This is a genomic window from Wolbachia endosymbiont (group B) of Pilophorus perplexus (assembly GCF_964028155.1).
In the GTDB taxonomy this organism is placed as follows: Bacteria; Pseudomonadota; Alphaproteobacteria; order Rickettsiales; family Anaplasmataceae; genus Wolbachia.
Genome location: NZ_OZ034754.1, coordinates 674,399 through 697,729 on the forward strand (window position 1 = coordinate 674,399; position 23,331 = coordinate 697,729).

A 23,331-nucleotide genomic window follows, 5' to 3' on the forward strand; every position below is an offset into this window, starting at 1 on the left:
AAAGAAGCACTGGTTTCACATGCGTCTGAACAGACAGCATTTTAAATTTGTCCTGTGCAATGTTTGTACAGTTGCGATAAAAATTACTTGACAAATTTTGACAGCTTTGTTATTTTGATAGTGAAGATATTCTAGAGCTTGAAATCTATCTTCGTCTGCAGACTTTTCAACTTCATTAATTTATAATCTCTAGTTAAAGTATATTGGTATAGATAACTTCTATCATAGCTATATACATTTTTCTGAGTTTTTTTGTATTACTTAGGAGGATCATCATGTTTAAAATCATGGATTACGCATATCATTGACATAAATGCCTTAAAAGGACAAATGGTACCTACGTCCTCTTTATATAGATTATGTATTTGTTCAGATACGACTAAATTGTGTCTAGTGTAGAAAAAATTAGACAAATTCAGCCTTATATAGAACCAAATTCAACGAAAGTAGAATTATCCTCATTTTCATAATAATAAGGATTTGCTTCTTGCGTATTATTAACAGCAGTTTTTAATAGTACTTCCTTATCACTATCCCATGCAACTTTCTCCATAATTGCATTATAATCTTTACACTTTTGATCATTTCCACAGTCCCTGATTTTACCATTAAGCTTTAGATAAGGCTTTAATGAATTATAGTGTACTTGAGTATTATTGCCCTCTTTATCTATCATATTCCCTGCGTTATTAACAATTATCAATGGTGCAACTTGTTTCGCTTTCACAATATTTGCTCCACCGGGGTCTTTGATGAGATCAGGACATGATTCTCTAGAAAAAAAATTCTTGTTTAATTCTTTATTATCATAATCAGTGCCAAACTGGCAGAAACTCTTAACCTTCTCGTCCTGACAAGCTAACTCTAGTGGACTATCAATACATTTAAGACATTTCGTATTACTAAAGTTGGCTGCTGAACTAATATTATCAGTAAAGGCAAATTTAAAATTTACTGCACCATAAACACCCTCTGATCCCTTTTCTATATATGGCACAATTTTAGAATTACTATACATCTCAGGATAGAGTTCTTTTAATAAATCAGATGTATTAAAACCTTGACAACCTATCTTATTATTCGATTTATACAAAGTAGCCTTAGGCCCACAAATTCCTGGTAGGCTAAGATCTGGTGTTATTTCTCGAGATGTAATTTCTCCACTTTCATTCCCTCCTTCATTGGTAACATGTTTGCCTCTATCATTTTCATCCTCTCCCCTAATACTAGGTTTATCTTTATCAGTGCGATCGTCCTCATTGGTAACATGTTTGCCTCTATCATTTTCATCCTCTCCCCTAATACTAGGTTTATCTTTACCGATTCTTTTCTCATTTTTACATTCTTCAGCTGCTTTTTTATACCACTCAGTCTCTGCTTTTGCCATGTTAATTTTACACTTTAAAAGTTCTTCTTTTACTTCTTCAATCTTACTCTGCATCACTTCTTCTTTCTCCTGTTCAATTTTGTACCTCAAAATTTCCTCTTTTGCTAGTTTAGCTTCTAATTTTGCTTGTTCAGCTTCTGCTTTAATATCATCACATTTTTCCTGATTAATTGCCTGTCCACCGTTTTCTTTCATCTTCTCAGCATTTTTTTTACACTGTATTAACTCATTTTTTGTTGCCTCAGCTTCATTCTTAGTTTGTTCTACCTTCTCTCTTTCTTCTTGAAACTGTAATTTTAACTTATCAACTTCTGCTTTTGCTTCATTCTTAGTTTGTTCTACCTTCCCTTTCTCTTCTTGAACCTGTAATTTTAACTCATCAACTTCTGCTTTTGCTGCCTCAGCTTCATTCTTAGTTTGTTCTACCTTCCCTTTCTCTTCTTGAATCTGTAATTTTAACTCATCAACTTCTGCTTTTGCTGCCTCAGCTTCATTCTTAGTTTGTTCTACCTTCCCTTTCTCTTCTTGAATCTGTAATTTTAACTCATCAACTTCTGCTTTTGCTGCCTCAGCTTCATTCTTAGTTTGTTCTACCTTCCCTTTCTCTTCTTGAATCTGTAATTTTAACTCATCAACTTCTGCTTTTGCTTCATTCTTAGTTTGTTCTACCTTCTCTCTTTCTTCTTGAACCTGTAATTTTAACTTATCAACTTCTGCTTTTGCTTCATTCTTAGTTTGTTCTACCTTCTCTCTTTCTTCTTGAACCTGTAATTTTAACTTATCAACTTTTGCCTCAGCTTCATTCTTAGTTTGTTCTACCTTCTCTCTTTCTTCTTGAACCTGTGACTTTAATTCACTAGCTTCTGCTTCTAATTTTGTAATTTCTCTTTGTGATTCCACAGCATCTTTTTTACACTGTATTAACTTATCTTTTGCCTTCTTAGTTTCATCTCTACAGTCACGAAGTAAATCTTCTTCTGATTTATCATCCTCTTTTTCCGCAACCTGATCTCCTAGATTTTCGACTTGCTCACCCTCTTCACCATAAAAAAGTTTGTTGGCATATAAATTACTATTATTAACTTGATCGCTATAGATATTGTTTGACATTGTGACCTCCTATATAGTCAAAACTGGAATTAAATTAGAGTATAAAAGCTAGGAATTCAACATGGGTAAAAGAAACCACAGCTCAGGAAATCTAAGGTTAACTCAGAAATTATTATAAGCCAAAATGATTAAAAATTTTATAACTTATATTGTAGATCTAGCATGATAACCAACAATTATTCAATTTCCACCTTACTCACCAGCTTGACACAGTCCATCTTTATTCATTAGAGAGCCGTGATTCCTCTACTCTCCAATGATTAATCACTTGTCAGTTTTGAGTGTAGTAGTTGATAGCCTGTACGTAAATACGTTGCTTTTGTCCTTTAGAAATTTTTAGTCTACTATCTTTATCCAGAAAAAAATTGTAAAATTTCTATAGTTATGGTATAATTGTAAATACCGCTTGCAAATAAGCTGAGTATAAAAATGCCGTTCGGACAAATCATTACATATAGCACGATATTACTTACTATAATTGCAGTATTTCTCTTTTTGAGAAAAATATACAAAAATCATATTAGAAAAATTATATTTCCTCTAAAAGTTCTCAAAGAAGAGTGGGAAGAAAATAGAAGATTTAATGAATTGTATCAAAAAAATAAGCAAAAAGAGTTGATGAAACAACAGGAAATGCTAAGGGAGAAACAAAAGAATATGCAAGTTTACAAAGAAGATCTAGAAATAGTTGATATAGCAAAACCGTTAGGTAAATGGACAAAGATGGTTATGATGGGTAATAGTTTAATGAAACATTTTGCACAATTGATACACAGAGAAGGTGATAAGAAAGGATTTTGGGAGCTATTTATAAAAGCTCAGTCTTCAACTAAGGGTAAATATAAAGGAAAAGGCAGATAATCCATGCTTGAATGTAAAAATCTATCCTGTGCTCGTAATAACAAAGTATTATTTAAAAACCTCAATTTTAAAGCTGAGCCAAAATCAAAAATCTTAATCACTGGTCCAAATGGTAGCGGCAAAACCAGCTTAATCAGAAGTTTATCTGGACTCTTACCGCCAGTATCAGGCAATATAATATACTACGGAAAAGACATATATGATGATCCAAAATCCTTTATATCTTCCATGGTTTACGTAGGACATAAAAACGCCTGTAAAGATAGCTTAACAATTGGTGAAAACATAGAATTCTGGGCAAGAATACGGAACACTAGAGAATCAGTTATGGCAGCTGCTTATTGTTTAGAGTTGCAACCTGTATTTAACATTAGATATGGTGAACTTTCTGCAGGCTGGAAAAGAAGAGTTGCGCTTGCCCGCCTTTTAATTTCTAATGCAAATATCTGGCTGATAGATGAACCTTTCTGTAATCTTGATAGCACAACATGTGAATTAGTATTGAACCTAATCTCAATACGCTCTGAGCAGAACGGTACAGTAATTATTACAGGACATAGCTCTACAGAACAATTGTGTGACTTCAAGACAATCGACATACGTGATTTTAACAGACCTCTTGTATAATTTTTGGCCTTATTGTACTTACATCAATAATTTATTATCACATTTAATATTACGCATTAAAATTAACTCATCTCTTTCAAAGGCTCTATATTAAAAATCGAAAGTCCAGAAGCAATGACGTGTGCTAAGGCTTGGACGAGAAACATTCTTGCAGCGGTGAGATTTAAGTTATTCTCCAGTATAAACCTCATATTTAAATCACTTTTGCCATACCCCCATAAAACGTGAAACGCTTCTGCAACTTCAAGTAAGTAGAAAGTGATTCTGTGTGGCTCATAGAGCCTTGCCGCTATTTCTACCACATCTGGCCACTTTGCTAAGATTTTTATGAGGAAGAGCTCCCCATCGGTCTTTAAAAGTGAAGGATCTGCTGTTGGGAGCTCTTTTGGAGCATTACGCATTAACGAATGAGCACGGGCGTGCGCATATTGCACATAAAAAATAGGGTTGTCTTTTGATTGTTCTTTAACTTTAGCAAAATCAAAGTCCAAGACCATATCATTCTTGCGTGTCAGCATTATAAAACGAGTGATATCCCTGCCAACTTCCTCCACTACATCTCTTGCTGTTAGGAAGTTTCCTGATCTTTTGGACATCTTAACAGGTTTTTCATTCTCGAAAAAATTCACAATATTATGCAGTTTTACCTCTATTTTTGCTTGATCATCACTGAGCGCAGAGACGACTGCTTTTAGCCTTTTGACATAACCACCGTGGTCACTACCAAGCTCTACGATCATATTGTTAAAACCACGCGATATCTTATCAAAATGGTAAGCGATATCTGAGGCAAAATAAGTCCAACTGCCGTCCTCTTTCTTCAATGCGCGGTCAACATCATCGCCAAATTTTGTAGAGCGAAATAACATTTCTTTTCTGGAAGTCCAATTTTCACTTTCTTTGCCTTTTGGTTTCTCCAGGTACCCTTCATACACTAGACCCTTGTCAGATAATATCTTTATACTCTCTTCGATTTTGCCACGTAGCTCATACTCTGAAGTAAAGACATCATGATTTACTCCAAGCAAGCTCATGTCCTCCTTTATGAGTTCTAAAATAGAACTTAAAGTATATTCTCTAATTATCTGGTTATCTTCCTCTGCTCTAAGCTCCTTGCCATATTTTTTAGCTAATCCCTCTCCTATTGGCTTTAAATATTCACCTGGGTATAAACCCTTTTCAATGCTAATTTTTTCTCCCAGAGCTTCCTTATACCGCAAATATACTGACCGAATTAGCGTATCTATCTGTGCTCCAGCATCATTGATATAGTACTCCTTAGTAACATTATAGCCAACTTTCTTTAGTAAATTTGCCAGAACATCACCAAACACTGCTCCTCTTGCATGACCAATATGCAGAGGGCCTGTTGGATTTGCCGATACAAATTCAACATTGACAGCTTGATTATTTCCAATATTTAGAGTGCCAAACTCTGTTTTTAGCTCATTTATTTGTTTCAAAATCCCATGCCACACTTCTATTTTTAAGTGCATATTGATAAAACCGGGGCTTGCTATTTCCACTTCTGCAACTTCATCAAAAGGTTTAAATTCTCTTGCTAAGATCCCTGCAATCTCAATTGGATTCTTTTTTTCATGCTTTGCAAGCACCATAGCAACATTTGTGTAAATATCACCATGTGCTCTATTGCTTGGAGGTTCCACAATAAAATTTTCTGCACTTGTATTTATGACACCCCTTTGTTTCAACTCATTTAATTTGCTGGAAATTAGAGAGGAAATCTGCTTGAAAATGTTCATTCACTATACTGCTATAAAATCTATAGCAGTATAGCAAATAAGTGGGGCTAGTTGAAGTTATGATTTTCTCTCTACTCTTTGTTTGGTGTAAGGCAACCTTTTCTGGGTCTTTTGAAACCCAGAAAAATTATAGTTTACATTAAGTCGTTGCTGTCACTATAGTGACGGAAAGCCATACTTTCGCTTTCACTAAAATAAGCATTCCCTGTACCTTCATTCCCTGTACCTCCATTTTTCTCTTTCTCCAGTTCATTCTTAATACTTTCTTTTAGCTCATTCTTAGTCTTACCACTAATCTCAAACTTAAGACCTTTTTCTAGTTCATTCTTAATATTTTCTATCAGTTCATTTTTAGTCTTATCATCAATCTCAAACTTAAGACTTTTCTCTAGTTCATTCTTAATACTTTCTTTTAGATCATTCTTAGTCTTATCACTAATCTCAAACTTAATACTTTTCTCTAGTTCATTCTTAATATTTTCTTTCAGTTCATTTTTAGTCTTATCATCAATCTCAAACTTAAAACATTTTTTCAGTTCATTCATAGTCCTGTCATTAATCTTACACTTAAGATCTTTACCACATTTATCATGAATCAACTTACTCTTATTGACTTTACAATCATCCAACTTTGTAAACAAATTAACTCTTACCATATCATTTACAAAACATGTATTAGTTGGCATTGGATGAGCATAGGCGCTTTTAAACATAAAATAACTCCATCAATAAATAAATTTATCAAACAATTAAACATAGAATAATGTGTGTACTAACAATACACACATTATATTACTTTTATAGAAAATAAATATTCGAGTCTGCCGCTTGTGTATTGTGATCAGTAGCAAGAACCATGATTATGCTAGAGTTCAATGCATCCACACATTTATCACATTCAGTATTGTCGTAACATTTACCCACAATTTTGCCATCTGAAATCCTAAGGTCATTTCTAGTACTCGCAATAATTTCCCCACATTCCTTAGAACTCATACCTGTTTCATCAGAGGTTTTCAAATTGAGAATCTTATCCGTTCCTGGCAAGGTTGATATTGCAAGCTTTTTTATGTCAAATGGTATCGATTTATCATCATCTTTAGATTCAGGCTTAGGTTCAGGCTTAAGTTCCGGACAAGGTGGACAAGCAGGAGCAGGTGGACAATATGATATTATTATAAGTTAAAATAATTAAAGATTTAATAGTTTTAGTTATCAATCTAGCATAACAACCAACAAGTATGACTCAAATTTTCCTTCAGTTTTTACTATATCTTCACCAATTTTGCATACAGCCCATCTTTATTCATTAGAGAATCATGAGTACCAACTTCTTCCACTTTCCCGCAATTAATCACTATAATCTTGTCAGTTTTGAGTGCGGTTGATAGCCTGTGCGTAATTATAATTGTTGTTCTGTTTTGCATCAACTTGCTAAGTGCTTTTTGCACTAGGCTTTCACTTTTATAGTCGAGGGCGGAAGTTGCTTCATCCAGTATTAAAACCTGAGGATTTTTCAGTATTGCTCTTGCTATTATAATACGTTGTTTTTGTCCTTCAGAAAGTTTCAGTCCTCTTTTTCCTACAAATGTATCAAATTTATCCGGTAGCTTATCAATAAATTCCATCGCATAAGCGCTGATAGCAGCTCGCCTGACTTCCTCATATTCAGCACCCGGTTTGCCGTATAGTATATTTTCCATTATTGAGCAAGAAAATATCATGTGATCTTGTGGTACTAAGCCAAACAGCGATCTTAGATCATTTAGCGCAATTGTCTTAATATTCTGTCCATCGATAGTAATACTGCCTTCACTTGGATCGTGAAAACGGAGCAAAAGCTTTAAAATGGTGCTCTTGCCACTGCCAGATGGTCCAACAATTGATACTGATTGGCCTGCCTCTATAGAAAATGATACGTTATTTAATGCTGGCTTATCAGCATAAAAAAATGTTACATCGTTAAACGAAATTCCTTTTTGAACACTATTGATCCTTATAGGATTATCATTATCTAATATAGAGCTTTTCATGTTCATAAATTCAAATAAACGCTCTACAATTCCAAGACCTCGTTGCAAATCACTGATGTTATCGCTTAGATTGTTTACAGCCCCTGCAGCAAGTGCTGAATAAAACACAAATGAGGAGAGTTCTCCAATGGTCATATTATTACTTAAGACTTCTTTTATTCCCAAAAAAAGCAAAACAACTAGCGAACCTATCACACACGTGATAACTAGAGTTACTAAAATAGCACGCAAGAGTACTAATTTTACGTATGATTTTGATACTGAGTTTAGATGTTTCTGAAAATGGATTTTTTCATTTTCTTCGAGTACAAACGATTTGATAGTTACTATAGATCTAAAATTTTCCTCACTAAATGATGCAAGCTCACTTAATTTATCCTGAACAAAGCGTGCATAATTGCGTACTTTTTTCCCAAGTGAAGTCATGACAATGAGCAGTATAGGTATTATTGCAGCTGCATATGCGGTTAAATGTAGATTTGTGTATAACAGCATTGCAACACTACCAGTTAGTACCACTGCATTCCTCAATATTGTCAATAAGCTGCTGTTTATTATCGATTGCAATGCAGAGGTATCAGTAATGAGTGCTGAGATAACATCTTGCACACCTGTATTCTCAAAGAAACTTGGTTGTAAATCAGTAATACTGCTATATAAGTCATATCTGATTCTTGCGATAACTTTTTCGCTTCCAATGCCAATGAAATATAACCGAATAAATGCAGTGAGAGAGATGCCTAAAACTATCAGTATTGCAACTAATAGATTAGTAGTAAAATTATGCTCTGCGCCAGAATCAATTATGTTGCTTAAGCCCCTACCAAAAAGAAGAATCGTTAAAGCTGAAAATAGAACTGCAATAAACGCTACGGTAAAATAATGTAAACTAGGTTTTATATAGTAAAATAACTGCTTAATGTTAGATTGCATTTTATTTTAAAGTTAAGTATTTAGCTTCAGGAAAAAGTTACAGCATTAGTCTACAGTGTACTTCCTTAGAACAATACGTTCAAGAAACTTTAGCTTCTGAAGGAAAAACGCTGCGAAATTACAGAAAGTTAGCAAAAAAACTACTGAATAGACCAGAGTTTATTTTGTTCCAATATGTAATGCTACTATTCCATAACTCATATTGTGGAACTCAACATTCTTAAAGCCTACCTCTTCAATTTCCATTTTAAAGTTAGTCTGAGTTGGAAATTCTCTTATGCTTTTTACTAGATATTCATAAGAACCCTTATCTTTAGCAACTATGCTGCCAATTTTAGGAATTACTTTAAATGAGTATAAGTCATAAAATTTGGTGAATATCTCATTTTGATAATGCATAGGGGCAAATTCCAAGCAGACAAATTGTCCATTTTGCTTCAATACCCTATATGCTTCACTTAAAGCCTTTTTACGGTCAGAAAAGTTTCGAATACCAAAAGCTACTGTATAATAATCAAATTCAGAATCTTCAAATGGTAAGCTCTCTGCATTTGCACATACCCAATTGAAATTTAGCTGATTTGAATTTATTGCTTTATCACGCCCTTTGTCCAGCATGTTTTGATTTATATCACATACTGTAACTTGAGCACTTGGTTCACCTCTTGCTATTCTTATAGCTATATCTCCGGTTCCTCCAGCAATATCCAAAACCTTGGAGTTCTTTTTAAAATGCACACTACTTACCATCTTCTCTTTCCATAGCCTGTGCATTCCAAGACTCATTATATCATTCATGATGTCGTAGCAATTTGCTACAGAATCGAAAACCTCTTTAACTAGTTGTGATTTATCCATATTTTATATAGAGATTGCTTACATAATTATTTTAAACTTTAGCAGTTAAATTAATATACTAATGAGAAAAATATACTACAATTAAACATATTTAATCCAGTAAATCATTAGTGTCGACAGCTTTTTCACAAAATATCATCTCTCTTATTATGATATTATCTGTAGCAGTTGTTGATATGGCAACAGACTTATACTCAGTTGCATTGCCAAGTATTGCCAACTATTTTAAGGTGAAAGGTAATATAGCGCAGCTTACGATCAGTTTAAATTTATTAGGAATTGCAATATCTGGATTAATTTATGGCCCATTGTCAGACTATTATGGTAGGCGCCTAATAATGCTTATTGGTATGACAATTTTTACTTTGGCAAGTATTGTATGTTGCATAGCTGATAATATTATACTTTTAATATTAATCCGTTTTATACAAGGAGCTGGAGCTGGTGTTGCAGGCGTTGTCGGATATGCAGCAATCAGGGATATGTACTCAGGTAGTGAATACTCAAGAGTAATCTCAAAGTTAAATATGGTAGTAGCGCTTTCACCTGGAATAGCTCCAGTGGTAGGCAGTTATATAATTTCACATGGTTATAGTTGGAAATTTTTGTTTTTTATCATATCACTTGCTGCAATTATTATGCTCATTTTTATTTACTCGAAACTACAAGAAACGGTGACCGTAAATAAAAGTAAAGCCAGCATTAATATCTTCAAGCAGTATATATTAATATTTAAGAATTATCGTTTTCTTGGGTTTTCAGCCATTCATGGATTAACTTTCATGTGGCTTTGGGCATACATTGCTAACTATCCGTTCATATTTGAATCAATGGGTATTGAAGTACAATATTTTGGCTATCTCATATCAATCATAGTCATATTTTACGTAATCGGCACTTTAATTAACAGAAGGTACGTACCAAAAATAGGAGTGAGCAAGATGCTAATCATAGGTTTGGTATTACCAATAATATCTGATGGTTTATTGGTATATTTTTATTTCATGAACAAATTGAACGTACTTATTCTTCAAGTTCTTTGGATTCCAAGCAATATAGGACTTGCACTCGTAATCAGCAATAACGTAACTTCTGCTTTAGAAACGGTCAAAAGTATAGGGCTTGGTAGTGCAGTTCTCTCATTTTGCAATATGATGTTTGGGGCTGTTGGAATATACATAGTAGGAAAATTCTTTTCTTATGGCATTTTACCAAATTTACTATTAACAGTTGTATGTTCTATAATTGCAATTCTTATATATAGTTTACTTAAATATACTGAAAAACACGAAGGATAATCATTATTTCTACAACCCAGATTTCATGAATTATTAATTACCTTACTATAGTAATGCAATTTTATAGAGAAGTGTTAAATGAATTATTCAATCAGAAATATAGATGCTGCTTTACTTGATGCTGCTAAAAGAGGTGATCTTAATGAAGCAAAGCGCCTAATAATTGAAGAAGCTGATGTTAATGCATATGATGGATCTCAAGGTAATTCTCTATATTGGGCTGTTAAAAATAATCATTCTTATATAGCAAAAGTTCTATTAGATAATGGAGCAGATTTTATTGCTTATGACTCTTCTCGAGAACGCCACGTGTTAAATAAATACGAAGAAGTAAAAGCTGAGCATTGTAAGGTTTCTCTACATCTGGCTGCCAGACTTGGCGACTTGAAAGCAGTAGAAGACCTATTAAAGAAAGAAGCAAATGTTAATACAAAAAATGATAAAGGACAGACTCCTTTAGATTTAGCTAAGACAGAAGAAATAAAAAATCTATTACAAAGCATAAAAGATGCCAATGACAAATTGCTTGAAGCTGCTAAAAGCGGTAATATTGATGATGTAGAAAATCTGTTAAATAGAGAAGAAAAAGTACAGGTTAACGCAGAAAATGAATTTGAAGAGACCCCTCTACACTTATCTGCTCAAAATGGACATAAAGACGTAGTGGAATTTCTACTCAGCAAAGGAGCAAAAATTGATGCAAAAAATGAATTTGAAGAGACTCCTCTACATTTGGCTGCTCAAAATGGACATAAAGGTGTAGTAGAATTTCTATTCAGTAAAGGAGCAAAGGTTGATGCACAAAGTGATGATCTAAGCACCCCTTTACATTTTGCTGCTAAATATGGACATAAAGACGTAGTAGAATTTCTACTCAGCAAAGGAGCAAAGGTTGATGCACAAAGTGATGATCTAAGTACCCCTTTACATTTTGCTGCTAAAAGTAGATATAAAGATACAGAAAAGATAGTAAAATTTCTACTTGATAAAGGAGCAGACGTTAATGCACAAAATAATGCAGGAGAAACCCCTTTACATTTAATTCTTCAAAAAATAGACCTAGATATAGATACAGATAAATTCTATACTCTACTGAACAAAAAAGGCATCAATGTTAATCTAACAGATAAAAATAAAGAGACTCCTTTGCATTTTTTTTTAAAAAAGAAAGCGATGGAGATACCTGAATTGGACGATCTACTGAAAGTAGAAAGTATCAATGTTAATTTACAAAATATAGATGGAAAGACTCCTTTACACCTGGTAATTGAAAAAAACAACTGGAATACATTGCCTAATGTATCGTGGAGCCGTGAAAAGATGGTCGATATTCTAATAGGAATGAAGGCAAATGTTAATGCAGTAGATAAGGATGAGAGGACTCCTTTACATTGGGCTGCAGGATATGGTAGAAAAGAGATAGTAAAAGCTCTAATAAACGCAGAAGTAAATGTTAACGCAGTAGATAAGGATGAGAGGACTCCTTTACATTGGGCTGCAAACTATGATAGAAAAGAGATAGTAGAAGCTCTAATAAACGCAGAAGCAAATGTTAATGCACAAGATAAATATGGAAAGACTCCTTTAGATTTAGCTAGCACAGAAGAAATAAAAACTCTATTACTAAAACCCCCCAAAAAAATTGATGACAGTATAGCATCAAAAGATAATGAAGTAGGTCAAGAGGAAGATGCTGAGCAAGAAGGTAATGCCCAACTAAGTTTACAAGAACAAGAGGAAGAATCACAGGAGATCAGTGCAGAAGAAGAAAGTGATGTAAAAATTGAAGCTGCTGATAATGGACATCTTCCTTATGCAGAACCTACACAAAATAGAGTATCGACAAATGAAGAGCAACCGAGCTCTTTTTTCGATAATTTGCTTAATATAATTATGAAGCCCTTTTCTTTAATTGCATCATTTTTTGGTGGCTTTTTTTCATGGTTGTTTGGATCTGATGAACCAGTGTGACCCGGAAGTCATGAAATTGTGATGGTTAAATTCCATCCGCCATAACATCTGGCTGAAATTATAGCCCACATTTTAGGAAACTGGCAAACACCTAAGGTGCGAGCATGGGCTAAAAGGGAGTAATGTTAAACCTTATAATAAATTCTCCCAAGAAGAGTCAGGTAAGGTTACGAAAGAAACTTATGTTTGAATTGTCGTTACTGTGAATATGTGAAATAAGGTTGGTACACATAGACCAAAAGGTATGGAGAATAAGGATGATTAGAATTGGTTCGTTTAATCAAGATGTTTCCGATCTCCCGGCAAAAAAAAAATAAGAACCTAAATCTGACGCGAAACGGTTTCATGGAACGGAGTAACCACATAGAAGCTCTTATTATACTTTGTAATAAGCAAGTAGCCAACTGCAAGCTTCTATGTTGGAAGGATTGTCTAAAAAGCTAATGCCTAAAGTAATGCTTAGGATACGCAGACGTGGACACTGTAACTTGGAAGGTAAAGTTATGAATAGTAGTGAATATGTTATGAGCCAACAAAAAGTTAGGTATGAATGGAATGAAGTTCCTTGGCGCAAGCTAGAAAAGTCTTCATTTAAGCTACAAAAACGAATTTACCGAGCTTCTAAATGTAATGATATCAAAAAGATGCATGAGCTTCAGAGATTATTACAAAAATCGACAAGTGCTAGGATGATCGCTGTGAGAAAGGTAACTCAGGACAATAGAGGAAAAAGAACTGCAGGTATTGATGGAAAAGCTAACCTTAATCAAAAAGAAAGATTGCAATTGGCAAAATCCTTAGATATAAAGGAGAGAGCAAAGCCATCAAGGCGCATTTGGATTCCAAAGCTTGGAAAAAGTGAAAAACGTCCATTAGGGATACCAACAATAACAGATCGAGCAAAACAAACACTTGTTAAGATGATGCTAGAACCAGAATGGGAAGCAAAGTTTGAGCCCAACATTTATGGTTTTAGACCTGGTAGATCATGTCATGATGCCATTGAAGCTATATTTCAAGCACTCATCAAGAAAACAGTATTTGTTTTAGATGCTGATATTTCTGGGTGTTTTGATAATATAAATCATCATATACTGTTAGAAAAACTCAATACCACACCAACTTTAAGGAAGATAGTAAAAGGATGGTTGAAAGCAGGTGTGATGGAAAATAGGATATTTCAACCATCTAGAAGCGGTACAATCCAAGGAGGGACAATTTCTCCATTACTGGCATGTATTGCTCTACATGGGTTAGAAAATTATCTGAAAGAAATAATGGCAGAGGAGCTAATTAGCTACAGGAAAACGAAACCTGGCAGAACATGTAGGGAAAATGCGAAAAGATCACTCAGCGTAATCACTTATGCAGACGATTTTGTAGTACTTCATGAAAGTGAGGAAATTGTTTTGAAAGCAAAAACTCTGATTGAAGAATGGTTAAAAACTATTGGATTAGAGTTGAACCCTTCAAAAACAAGAATTTCTCATACTCAAAAATTCCTGAAAGGAATAAAACCAGGTTTCAATTTTCTTGGTTTTACAATACGGCAATATCCAACAAAACACAATAAGATGTCATACAAGTCTATCATCAAACCAAGTCGTAACTCTATAGAACAACACTCATTAGTCATTAAAAGTAAGCTAAAGAAAATGCGTGGTGAATCACAAGAAGCAGTAATAAGTCACCTTAATCCAATTATTCGAGGATGGTGTCAATACTACGCTTCGGTGGTATCATCTAAAGCCTTTGGTGCAATGGATAATACAATGTTTAGAAAACTTTGGAAATGGGCAATGTTTAAACACCAAAACAAAGGAAGATGTTGGATCAAAAGAAAATACTTCAAGAAGTATGGTAACGATAAATGGCGATATATGACAAGTAACGGAATGCGTCTTATTAAACACGGAGATCATGACATTAAACGACATGTCAAAGTGATTGGAGCCAAATCTCCATATGATGGAGACTGGACTTATTGGGGAAAGCGTATGAGTAAAATACTTGATAAATCACCACAAACAATAAAACTTCTGAAGATGCAACAAGGTAAGTGTGATTGTTGTCAACTTTGGTTTAAGAATGGTGATATCTTAGAAATACATCATAAGGACCAAAATAAGCAAAATAATACAATCACAAACTTATCTATGCTACATGGACATTGTCACGATAATTTACACAGAAGTATGCATGAAAAGCACCAAGCTAGAGAGAAGCCGTATGAAGCGAAAGTTTCACGTACGGTTTTGAAGTCGAGTGAGGAGGGGCAACCTTCTTCACTTAGATAACCAGTCAACCATTATCAATAAGTCATTACTTAATGATGAAAATCATAACGAGTTGTTGAAGTTCTTGTGTGTAACTGCGAAAAAATCATTCCCTAATTACAAACAAACCGGTAAATGTTTGGCTATTTTTAAAGATAATATGGAAAAAAGATTAAATGAGCAGAAAAGAGCTTTCGTTAATACTGAAAAAATAGTGGCAGATAATGAGCAGCCAAGGAGTTTTATGAGTTATGTTGCTCCTCCTAGTAGCCTCAGTGCCATTAATCAGCAAGTTGTTGGTTATTTAAGGTAATATCATGGAAAAACATATATTTAAAATAGACGATAAAAATCCGCTTTATAAAAAATTGATTAAACTTCCCACTGTATATTACATAGTAAAGGAAAAAGGTAATGTTAATACTGTTTCTTCACATATTGGTATAGTTGAAGTAGGGAATATTAATGATTTAAAGTTAAAGGAGCAGGGTGATGAGATAGTTTTATTTACAAACAACTCACCTCTGAAATTAAATGGCACGGACTTTATTATAGAACAAAAAGCTATCATAGGCGAGAATCAAGAGAATATTATAAAACAGCTTAAATTAGGAGAAGAAGCGTTAATTTCACGTAAGTACATAAAAGACAGTAATAATTTTGTTATTGAACTCATAATGAGTAATGATGATGGAAATAATTTTATTGGAATGCTCAATTTTATCAATTTTAACGATGAAAATGACCCAGTACTACAAAAAATTCAAGAAGAAAAAGGTGGACTTTATTTTACAATAGAAGGTGATTATATCTATATATCAGATGAAGAAGGAAAATGTCTTCCAGTATGTGAAGATGGTAGTTGCTATAAGTATCAATACACAAAAAATGAGCATGATATATTAGAAATTAGTGAGATATCAACAATAATAAAAAACTTAACTAAAACTGAGCAATGCAGTGCACCAGCTAAGGCAGGGCAGAATTTTACTTTGCAAAAGGGAAAAGAATTATCGGATAATATCTATCAAGCAGATATCATGTTAAACGGTAAGCTTGTAGCTACTTTACCAAAAATAGGTTACTGCATGCTTGATGACCAATTGGTCATACATAATCACGTTACAGAAGAAGAGATAAAAATTCCTAGAAACTTTCATTATCTTAAAGTCGTTAAGTCTAGTAATAATGATGATTATAAATTAACATTTTGTAATTTCTTAGGTAATGAGTTTTTTGAACATAAAAAGTATGATTCTCAATACTCAAATGTTCCAGATGAATACCAGTATACAAGTTTAAACTATATGAAAAAGGGATATAAGCCAAATTTCTGCAAGTTACTTAACGATAAACCATCTTTTTTTATTGCAAAAGGAACTACTAATCAAGATTCTTCAGGCCACTGCCCAGCTGATGTATTTGAATTAGCAAAACGTGAGAAAATGGCTACATTAATTGATCAATTTGGCTTTTTCAATAAAGAGGGTAAGTTTCAATATTGTGATTACCATACAAAAGCAGATTACGATGTTTATGATTCTTATAAAATTAATAAAGAGTACAAAACAACAGATGAATTTCTCTTCAATGATGACATAGTTCTTTATACTATTCCAGAGCTATCTTAACCACGCACAAAGTATATTATAATTGTTTCAATAATTGTTTTTAAAATTGAATCGAGTAGACTTTCAAGCAGTGTAAAAATGTATTTTTTTAGTTTAGATTCGCTACCATTTTGCCGCTCGTTAGTACCGCAGTGGTTTTGTAATAGAACACAAGCTGCAAAAACTTAAGGAAAAAATGGGTCAGTGCTTGACACTGGCATCTAGTTCTTTCTATCAAAAATGCTGTAAAGTGTTCACCAATTTAGTTGGATCCCAGTACTGGTATGATATTATGAAGACCTAGCAGTTTATGACGGTGTCATTCCAGCGCGTGGCGCTGGAATCTAGTTCTTATTACCTGAGTCTTCTGGGTCCCAGTACTCGTATGACAAGAAAAGGGAGTATTGGTTTCAGCATTAGCCATGCATCTGGATCCCAGTAGGCTTTGTTGCACCACTCAAGGAAAGAACAGGCAGTTACTGATGGAATTTGTTATAAAATAGATATTTAGCCGACAAAGGAAAAATATGCCAATAAGAATGAAAGTCAGTAACTGCAATGAATATAACAAATTTCTTCAAGAAAGGGGAAATGTTTTTCATTATATCAACGATGCCATTGAAAATTGGTACGAAAATAGTCCAAAAGTAGCAGGTGGCAACAATGTCTACAGCGACAAAGTAGTGATTCTAATTCACATAATAACCTATCTATTCAGGATTGGTCTTAGGCAAACAGTGGGATTTATAGAGAAATATCTTGAGCAAATAGGGAAAATTTTGCAAATTATCAGCTATTCGCAGGCTTCAAGAAGGTTTAAAAAGCTTAATATCAAAATCAACGACTGCAGAGTTGATAAGAACGATATGGAAGATATTGAAATTGCTATAGATAGTACAGGTATCAGCATCTACAATAATATTCCAGGCCATAGTAAGGCAAATGGTACAGATAGAAAGTATCGCCGCTATGAGCAAACAAGAAAGCTACATGTAATGCTAGAGATAGGTAGTAAAAAAGTTATAGCTGCAAAATACAGTAGTGGAGTTTATTCCGACCACTATGGAGCCTGTGATCTTATTGAAAGAGTGGATACCAAGTATAACATAAGCACGATATATGCAGATAGGGCATATAATCGAAAGAAGTTATACAAACTGTGCGATGAGCTTGACATAAAGACAAGGATTCCTCCGCAAAATAATGCAGTAGAGCATCCAAAGTTGGATTATATGAATGAGAGAAATTCTACAATCAAGCTCATAAAGTCATATGATGAAGATGGTATGAAGAGGTGGAAAAAAGAGATAAATTATTGGAAGAGATCTTATATAGAAAGTTTTTTCTCGCGACTGAAGCAAATATTTGGATTTAGTTTTAGGAATAAATCTGAGATTAATCGTGAGAAGGAACTGCTACTCAAGTGTTATTTGCTTAACAAATTTACTGAAATAGGCATGGCTAAGTTTGATATAGCTTCATGAATTTATTATACATTACCCACTATCCGAAGAGCTGTGCAACAAAGCCATCCCAGTATCAAGTACTGGGATGACAAGAGAAAGAGGACACTGGGATGAAATTATGAAGGCCGGGATAAACACTATGAGGACTGGAATGACATTATGAAGACCTCTAGCAGTTTATGACGGTGTCATTCCAGTGTGGAATACAGCTTTTTTGTAACTTCATTGAAAATATCGTATAGCTATTTGTTCACAATTAATTCTTCTGGATCCCAGTACTCGGATGATAAGAAAAGAAACACTGGTTTCAATATTTGCATGCATCTGAACAGATACAGATGGCTAAAATATTGAAGAAAGCATACGCGTCAAGTTAAGAGCAACTACCTTCTTTGACTTGTCAAGAAAGGTCTTTTTTCCCCAGATTCTATTATCACATGCTGAAATGACATCTCTTGCTTCTTCATGTGATTATGCAAAAAGCCCTTTGAATTTTTGCAGCTTGAAAAATCTTTATAAAATTTACTTTCTTTAAATGCTTTAATCTTCTCTTCATTATTTAATGAGCCATATTTAGAAAAATATTCATCTGTAATGTGAATATATAAACTAATCAACTCAGGAAAAGTGTAATCAGTTTTGTTGGAAGACTTTAAACACGTAATTGGCAATTTATGTATATCTTTATCAGCTTTTTTAGAATCAATACATTTATCATTCTTTCTTAATGTTGTATGCTGCTTGAAAAATTCTTCATATTCCTCAAATCCTTCAAATACTTCTTTTTTTTGGTAATCTTTTCTTCTACCGCTTTGATCTATTTTTTCTATTTCTGTTGCAAGTTGCGCTGGCTGTTTTATCGTTTTATCTCCCTCTCGATTAAAGTCTCACTTTTACCCACAAATAAAAAAGCGAGTAAAATGGATACCAAATAAATTTGGGATTAAAATGAGTGAAGTAAGTACAAATGTGCAATATACTGATGGCTTAGGGGATAAATGGCTGGAAAGAGAGTTAAAACACGTTAATTTAGGAGATACAAGACTTAATAAGAGACTTATTAAAACAGGCTATTGTATAGAGGGTAAGGCGTCTGGATCAATTAATCAAAGCTGTAGTGGATGGAAAGAAGCTAAGGGTGCATACAGATTATTTAGCAATGAAAAGCTTAAGGATAAGGAAATTTATTCTTCCCATTACAAAGAAACTATGGAGAGAATGAAAGGAAATCAGTTTGTTTTTTCAGTTCAAGATACAAGTTATTTGGATTTTGACTCTCATATAAAAACCAAGAGGCTAGGTAGTATTTCTAAAGCTTATACGAAGCATAAAATGGGTTTACTGTTGCACAGTGCCTTAATAGTCAGCAAAGACGGATTACCTTTAGGTCTATCTTCTCAACAATGTTGGGCACGTTCTATTAGGGAAAAAGAAACGTCACAAGAAAAAGCAAACAGGAAATACCGTACCTCCATAGAAGAAAAAGAAAGTTATAAGTGGATAACAGCTCTCAAAGAAAGCATAAACAACCTTCCTGCAAATGTACAACTTGTTACCCTTGGTGATAGAGAGGCAGATATCTTCAAATTTTTATGGATCACTGAGACATTAGGTAGTTTTTATGTAATCCGTAATCGAACTAATAGAAGATTTATCTGCACTGAAATTGGAAAAACAGATTTGCAAACACGCATCACTCAACTGCCAGTAAAGAAGAAAATTTCTCTAGAAGTTAATAAAGGTAGAAACCAAAGATCAAGGAAAGCTAATATTGAAGTTAAGTATATGAAAGGCTATATACCTATCAGATCTTCTTCAATTTATGGATCAAAAGACAGAGTGCATAAAATAAGTGATAAAATCCCTGTATATGTGGTAAGTGCAAAAGAAACAAATCCTCCTGAAGGATTGGAAGCTATTGATTGGACTTTGTTGACTAATGTACCAGTTAATAGCACTTTAGATGCTATAGAAAGGATAAATTGGTATAAGCTAAGATGGAAAATTGAGGAGTATTTCAGGGTTTTAAAATCAGGATGTAAAATAGAAAGCTCTCGTTTAACTACAAAGGAAAGGCTACAGAAATTAATTGCTATAAAGAGCATTATTGCATTTAAAATTTTATATTTAACAAAAGTCGCTTTATCAAATCCCATGGAAACCTGTACTAAAATTTTAAGCAATGAAGAGTGGAAGGCCCTTTTCATACGTGAGCATAAAGTAGCTACATTACCAGAAGAACCTCCAAACATAAAACAAGCTATTATTTGGTTAGGAAAATTAGGTGGATTTATGAATAGAAAAAGTGATAATTTACCAGGGGCTATGACTCTATGGCGGGGCTATGAAAATCTTAAGGAGAGCATAGTTATGCTTCACATCATGACCTCTCAAAATTGTGGGTAAAAGTGAGGATTAAAGTACATTGTATAAGGAGTAATTGAATTTACGATTTTATATGTCTTCCAGTGGCAGCCAAAAATCTTCAGTACCAATCTGATTATCGGAGCAAGAAAAATTTTTAACTTTGCCATAAAACCAAAGTAATAAAGAGACGCTTGTTTAAGTGAACTAGCGGCATTGCTAACGATGCATCTTAAATGTATATCCTTATACTTAAAATTTTTATGAACCTCTGCAGCCACATGTCCACCTAGGCAGTCTCCAAACAATATGATATCATCTGGCTTTATACCTTTTTCCAATAAGTTAGTTACAACTGCTATACCAGATTTAACTCTATTGCTACGTATCAATGAACTGTTTTTACTTAAACCAAGTCCAGGATAATTAAAAAGATGTACAGTTATCCCTTGCTCTGTGGCCCAATTCCAATTTTGGGAATAATCTTTACCAGGGCTTAACGCTCTATTTCCACCAATAAAGTATATCAGATGTTTTTCACCTCGATTATTGTTTTGATTTTTACCAAGAAGCGTAATTGTCTCTATTTTTATCCCGTTTTGAGTTTTTATAAATTCTCTCTCAGTTTGCTCTCTTGTTTCTTTCATATTTTAACTCTCACTATAATTATACAAAAAAATCTTAAAAAATCAACAAAATCTCAATTTTATGAACAATATAAACTTTTTAAAATTCATTGAATTATGCTTTCAAACGGTAGTACCGGGGTGTGAGTATAATGATTATCAATATATAAAAGTCATAGCGGATAGGCTTGAAGCGGCAAGTTCAGGTGAAGTGAAAAGAATAATATTCAATATGCCTCCGCGTTCAATGAAGTCTATTTGTGTAAGTGTTGCATGGCCCGCATGGATACTCGGAAATCAGCCAACTGCAAGAATAATAGTTGCAAGTTATTCTCGGCTCCTCAGCGAAAAGCACTCACTCGATACCAGGTGCATAATGCAATCTGATTGGTATAGAGAGCTATTTCCGAAAGTAGAATTATGCAAAGATCAAAACACTAAATATAAATTTCAAACAGTGCAAAGAGGATGTAGGATTGCAACATCAGTTGGGGGAACATTAACCGGTGAAGGTGGAGATTTCATTATCGTGGATGATCCACTAAGTCCCGCACAAGCTTTGAGCGAAACATTTAGAAAGCGTGCTGCAAACTGGTTTGATCAGGCTTTAGTAACCAGGCTCAACGACAGAAAAAAAGGAGTTATCGTTCTTGTGATGCACAGACTCCATTTAGAAGATTTAACTGGTCACCTCCTCTGTAAACCAAGAAACATATGGCATCATGTCTGTTTACCAATAATAGCTGAAGATAAGGAGATTATTTATTCAGTTAATAATCATATTCCAGAGCATGAACAGGAAATATACTCAAGAAAAGAAGGTCAATTGTTGTATTCCCTAACTGAAGGAAAAGAAGAAATTGAGATGATAAAAGCTGAACTTGGGAGTTATGGTTTTGCTGCTCAATACCAACAAAACCCTCTACCACTTTCAAGTGCTATAATTAAACGAGAGTGGTTGAAGCGCTATAAAAATTTTCCTGATAGCCTCTTGCATGTAACACAAAGTTGGGATACTGCAATTTCAACAAACAATACAAGTGACTTTAGTGTCTGCACTACCTGGACAAAAGTAGATAATACATTCTATTTACTCGATGTATATCGCGCAAAACTTGAATATCCAAAACTTAAAGAGAAAGTTCTGTCGCTGGCTGCAAGGTGGAAGCCACACGCAATTTTAATCGAAGCAAAAGCAAGCGGTCAGCAATTGGTTCAGGAGCTCAGGAAAAACAGTGATTTACCTATTATTCAAATAGTACCACATGATGACAAATTAACTCGATTTCACCGAATTGTCCCAATTATAGAATCTGAGCGGGTTTTTCTCCCTAACCAAGCAGTATGGCTTAGCGACTTTGAGTATGAGATTTTAATGTTTCCAGAAATCCGTCACGACGATCAAGTAGACAGTACCGTGCAATATCTTCAGTGGGTGAGAAATAATATTGCTAGAGTGGTAGCTATACGTTCATTGTAGCTTGAAAAGGTTCCTCGGAATTGTGTATAATTTTTTTAACTGAGTTTTATCCATTTTCTGAATGATATTTTAGGGTTTATTGAAATAAATACTACGCAAAAATTCTATCTCTGGGTGCTTAGATGAATATCTTTATATTAGACGAAAATCCTGTAACTGCAGCACAAATGTTATGCGATAAGCACATAGTAAAAATGCCGCTAGAAACTGCTCAATTGCTTAGCAGTGTTTTTTCAATAGCATTAAAAGAGCCAAATCCTTTAGTCAGCATTACAAACCAGAATATAGAAGTTCCATATAAACTTACTCACAAAAACCATCCTTGTTCTTTATGGGCTAGACAATCAAAAGGAAACTTTGATTGGTTAATAAAACATGGAAAAGAATTGTGTATAGAATATAGCTTGCGATACAAAAGAACGCATAAATCCGAAGAAGTTATAGATTGGTGCGATAATAACAAGGATTTGCTAATATTTCGATCAGCTGATATACAAGCTTTTACACAAGCGTTACCTGATCGATATAAATGTAATAACCCAATAGAAGCATATAGAGAATATTACCTAAAAGAAAAGATGAGATTTGCTAAGTGGGAAAAAGGTAGAGAAGCACCAGATTGGTTGCTAGACAAAATGCTATAGGTTATAAAATTATCCAAACCGATC

Annotated in this window: 20 protein-coding genes; 12 read left to right on the plus strand and 8 right to left on the minus strand. The window is 34.0% G+C overall.

Annotated features, from left to right (window positions below; translation table 11 throughout):
• Positions 1 to 421: 421 nt before the first annotated feature.
• A complete protein-coding gene (locus tag ABWU28_RS03510) occupies positions 422 to 2,497 on the minus strand; it encodes a hypothetical protein (RefSeq protein ID WP_353275654.1) in 2,076 nt (691 codons plus the stop codon).
• Between the two features lie 429 nt (positions 2,498 to 2,926).
• Between ABWU28_RS03510 and ABWU28_RS03515 the strand changes: the two genes are divergently transcribed.
• A complete protein-coding gene (locus tag ABWU28_RS03515) occupies positions 2,927 to 3,358 on the plus strand; it encodes a hypothetical protein (RefSeq protein WP_064085636.1) in 432 nt (143 codons plus the stop codon).
• Between the two features lie 3 nt (positions 3,359 to 3,361).
• Positions 3,362 to 3,985, plus strand: a complete 624-nt coding sequence (gene ccmA / locus ABWU28_RS03520) for a heme ABC exporter ATP-binding protein CcmA (RefSeq protein ID WP_353275656.1) — start codon at positions 3,362 to 3,364, stop codon at positions 3,983 to 3,985.
• A 62-nt stretch (positions 3,986 to 4,047) separates the two neighbouring features.
• Here ccmA and argS read toward each other — a convergent pair whose 3' ends face one another.
• The 3 genes from argS to ABWU28_RS03535 form a co-directional block, all read right to left on the minus strand.
• Positions 4,048 to 5,748: an arginine--tRNA ligase gene (gene argS / locus ABWU28_RS03525; protein WP_353275658.1), complete on the minus strand. Its 1,701-nt coding sequence runs from the start codon at positions 5,746 to 5,748 to the stop codon at positions 4,048 to 4,050.
• A 134-nt stretch (positions 5,749 to 5,882) separates the two neighbouring features.
• Positions 5,883 to 6,461: a hypothetical protein gene (locus tag ABWU28_RS03530; protein WP_149168816.1), complete on the minus strand. Its 579-nt coding sequence runs from the start codon at positions 6,459 to 6,461 to the stop codon at positions 5,883 to 5,885.
• 85 nt (positions 6,462 to 6,546) lie between these two features.
• Positions 6,547 to 6,744 (minus strand): hypothetical protein, encoded by a 198-nt coding sequence (locus ABWU28_RS03535; protein ID WP_230609140.1) that lies wholly within the window; start codon positions 6,742 to 6,744, stop codon positions 6,547 to 6,549.
• A 25-nt stretch (positions 6,745 to 6,769) separates the two neighbouring features.
• Here ABWU28_RS03535 and ABWU28_RS03540 point away from each other — a divergent pair, with 25 nt between their 5' ends.
• Positions 6,770 to 6,934 (plus strand): hypothetical protein, encoded by a 165-nt coding sequence (locus ABWU28_RS03540; protein WP_167470124.1) that lies wholly within the window; start codon positions 6,770 to 6,772, stop codon positions 6,932 to 6,934.
• 82 nt (positions 6,935 to 7,016) lie between these two features.
• On the opposite strand, the gene ABWU28_RS03545 is transcribed toward ABWU28_RS03540, so the two are convergent.
• Both ABWU28_RS03545 and ubiE read right to left on the minus strand, forming a co-directional pair.
• Positions 7,017 to 8,714, minus strand: coding sequence for an ABC transporter ATP-binding protein (locus ABWU28_RS03545; protein WP_353275661.1), 1,698 nt, complete (start codon positions 8,712 to 8,714; stop codon positions 7,017 to 7,019).
• Positions 8,715 to 8,873: 159 nt separating this feature from the next.
• Positions 8,874 to 9,572: a bifunctional demethylmenaquinone methyltransferase/2-methoxy-6-polyprenyl-1,4-benzoquinol methylase UbiE gene (gene ubiE / locus ABWU28_RS03550; protein WP_006012444.1), complete on the minus strand. Its 699-nt coding sequence runs from the start codon at positions 9,570 to 9,572 to the stop codon at positions 8,874 to 8,876.
• A gap of 149 nt (positions 9,573 to 9,721) precedes the next feature.
• On the opposite strand from ubiE, the gene ABWU28_RS03555 reads away from it, so the two are divergent.
• The 6 genes from ABWU28_RS03555 (at position 9,722) to ABWU28_RS03580 (ending at position 18,211) form a co-directional block, all read left to right on the plus strand.
• Complete coding sequence (locus tag ABWU28_RS03555; RefSeq protein WP_214303343.1) at positions 9,722 to 10,870, plus strand: Bcr/CflA family efflux MFS transporter; 1,149 nt, start codon at positions 9,722 to 9,724, stop codon at positions 10,868 to 10,870.
• A gap of 78 nt (positions 10,871 to 10,948) precedes the next feature.
• Positions 10,949 to 12,841, plus strand: coding sequence for an ankyrin repeat domain-containing protein (locus ABWU28_RS03560; RefSeq protein ID WP_353275663.1), 1,893 nt, complete (start codon positions 10,949 to 10,951; stop codon positions 12,839 to 12,841).
• Positions 12,842 to 13,257: 416 nt separating this feature from the next.
• On the plus strand, positions 13,258 to 15,138 hold the full coding sequence (ltrA, locus tag ABWU28_RS03565; protein ID WP_353275141.1) for a group II intron reverse transcriptase/maturase: 1,881 nt from the start codon (positions 13,258 to 13,260) through the stop codon (positions 15,136 to 15,138).
• Positions 15,107 to 15,430, plus strand: coding sequence for a hypothetical protein (locus ABWU28_RS03570; protein ID WP_353275665.1), 324 nt, complete (start codon positions 15,107 to 15,109; stop codon positions 15,428 to 15,430). The genes ltrA and ABWU28_RS03570 overlap by 32 nt, the downstream gene beginning before the upstream one ends.
• Positions 15,431 to 15,434: 4 nt before the next feature.
• Positions 15,435 to 16,748 (plus strand): hypothetical protein, encoded by a 1,314-nt coding sequence (locus tag ABWU28_RS03575; RefSeq protein ID WP_353275667.1) that lies wholly within the window; start codon positions 15,435 to 15,437, stop codon positions 16,746 to 16,748.
• Positions 16,749 to 17,254: 506 nt separating this feature from the next.
• Positions 17,255 to 18,211: an IS5 family transposase gene (locus ABWU28_RS03580; protein ID WP_213863789.1), complete on the plus strand. Its 957-nt coding sequence runs from the start codon at positions 17,255 to 17,257 to the stop codon at positions 18,209 to 18,211.
• 365 nt (positions 18,212 to 18,576) lie between these two features.
• Here the strand turns inward: ABWU28_RS03580 and ABWU28_RS03585 are convergent, their stop codons facing one another.
• Positions 18,577 to 18,864 (minus strand): hypothetical protein, encoded by a 288-nt coding sequence (locus ABWU28_RS03585; protein WP_353275668.1) that lies wholly within the window; start codon positions 18,862 to 18,864, stop codon positions 18,577 to 18,579.
• Positions 18,865 to 19,141: 277 nt separating this feature from the next.
• On the opposite strand from ABWU28_RS03585, the gene ABWU28_RS03590 reads away from it, so the two are divergent.
• Positions 19,142 to 20,599, plus strand: coding sequence for an IS4 family transposase (locus tag ABWU28_RS03590; protein ID WP_353275143.1), 1,458 nt, complete (start codon positions 19,142 to 19,144; stop codon positions 20,597 to 20,599).
• Here the strand turns inward: ABWU28_RS03590 and ABWU28_RS03595 are convergent.
• Positions 20,584 to 21,204 carry a hypothetical protein gene (locus tag ABWU28_RS03595; protein ID WP_353275670.1) on the minus strand — a complete coding sequence of 207 codons (621 nt, stop codon included), beginning with the start codon at positions 21,202 to 21,204 and terminating at the stop codon, positions 20,584 to 20,586. The genes ABWU28_RS03590 and ABWU28_RS03595 overlap by 16 nt on opposite strands.
• A 61-nt stretch (positions 21,205 to 21,265) precedes the next feature.
• On the opposite strand from ABWU28_RS03595, the gene terL reads away from it, so the two are divergent.
• Together terL and ABWU28_RS03605 are read left to right on the plus strand one after the other, a co-directional pair.
• Positions 21,266 to 22,663 (plus strand): phage terminase large subunit, encoded by a 1,398-nt coding sequence (gene terL, locus ABWU28_RS03600; RefSeq protein ID WP_012481978.1) that lies wholly within the window; start codon positions 21,266 to 21,268, stop codon positions 22,661 to 22,663.
• Between the two features lie 122 nt (positions 22,664 to 22,785).
• Positions 22,786 to 23,307, plus strand: coding sequence for a pyrimidine dimer DNA glycosylase/endonuclease V (locus tag ABWU28_RS03605; protein WP_007302421.1), 522 nt, complete (start codon positions 22,786 to 22,788; stop codon positions 23,305 to 23,307).
• The last annotated feature ends 24 nt before the right edge of the window (positions 23,308 to 23,331 follow it).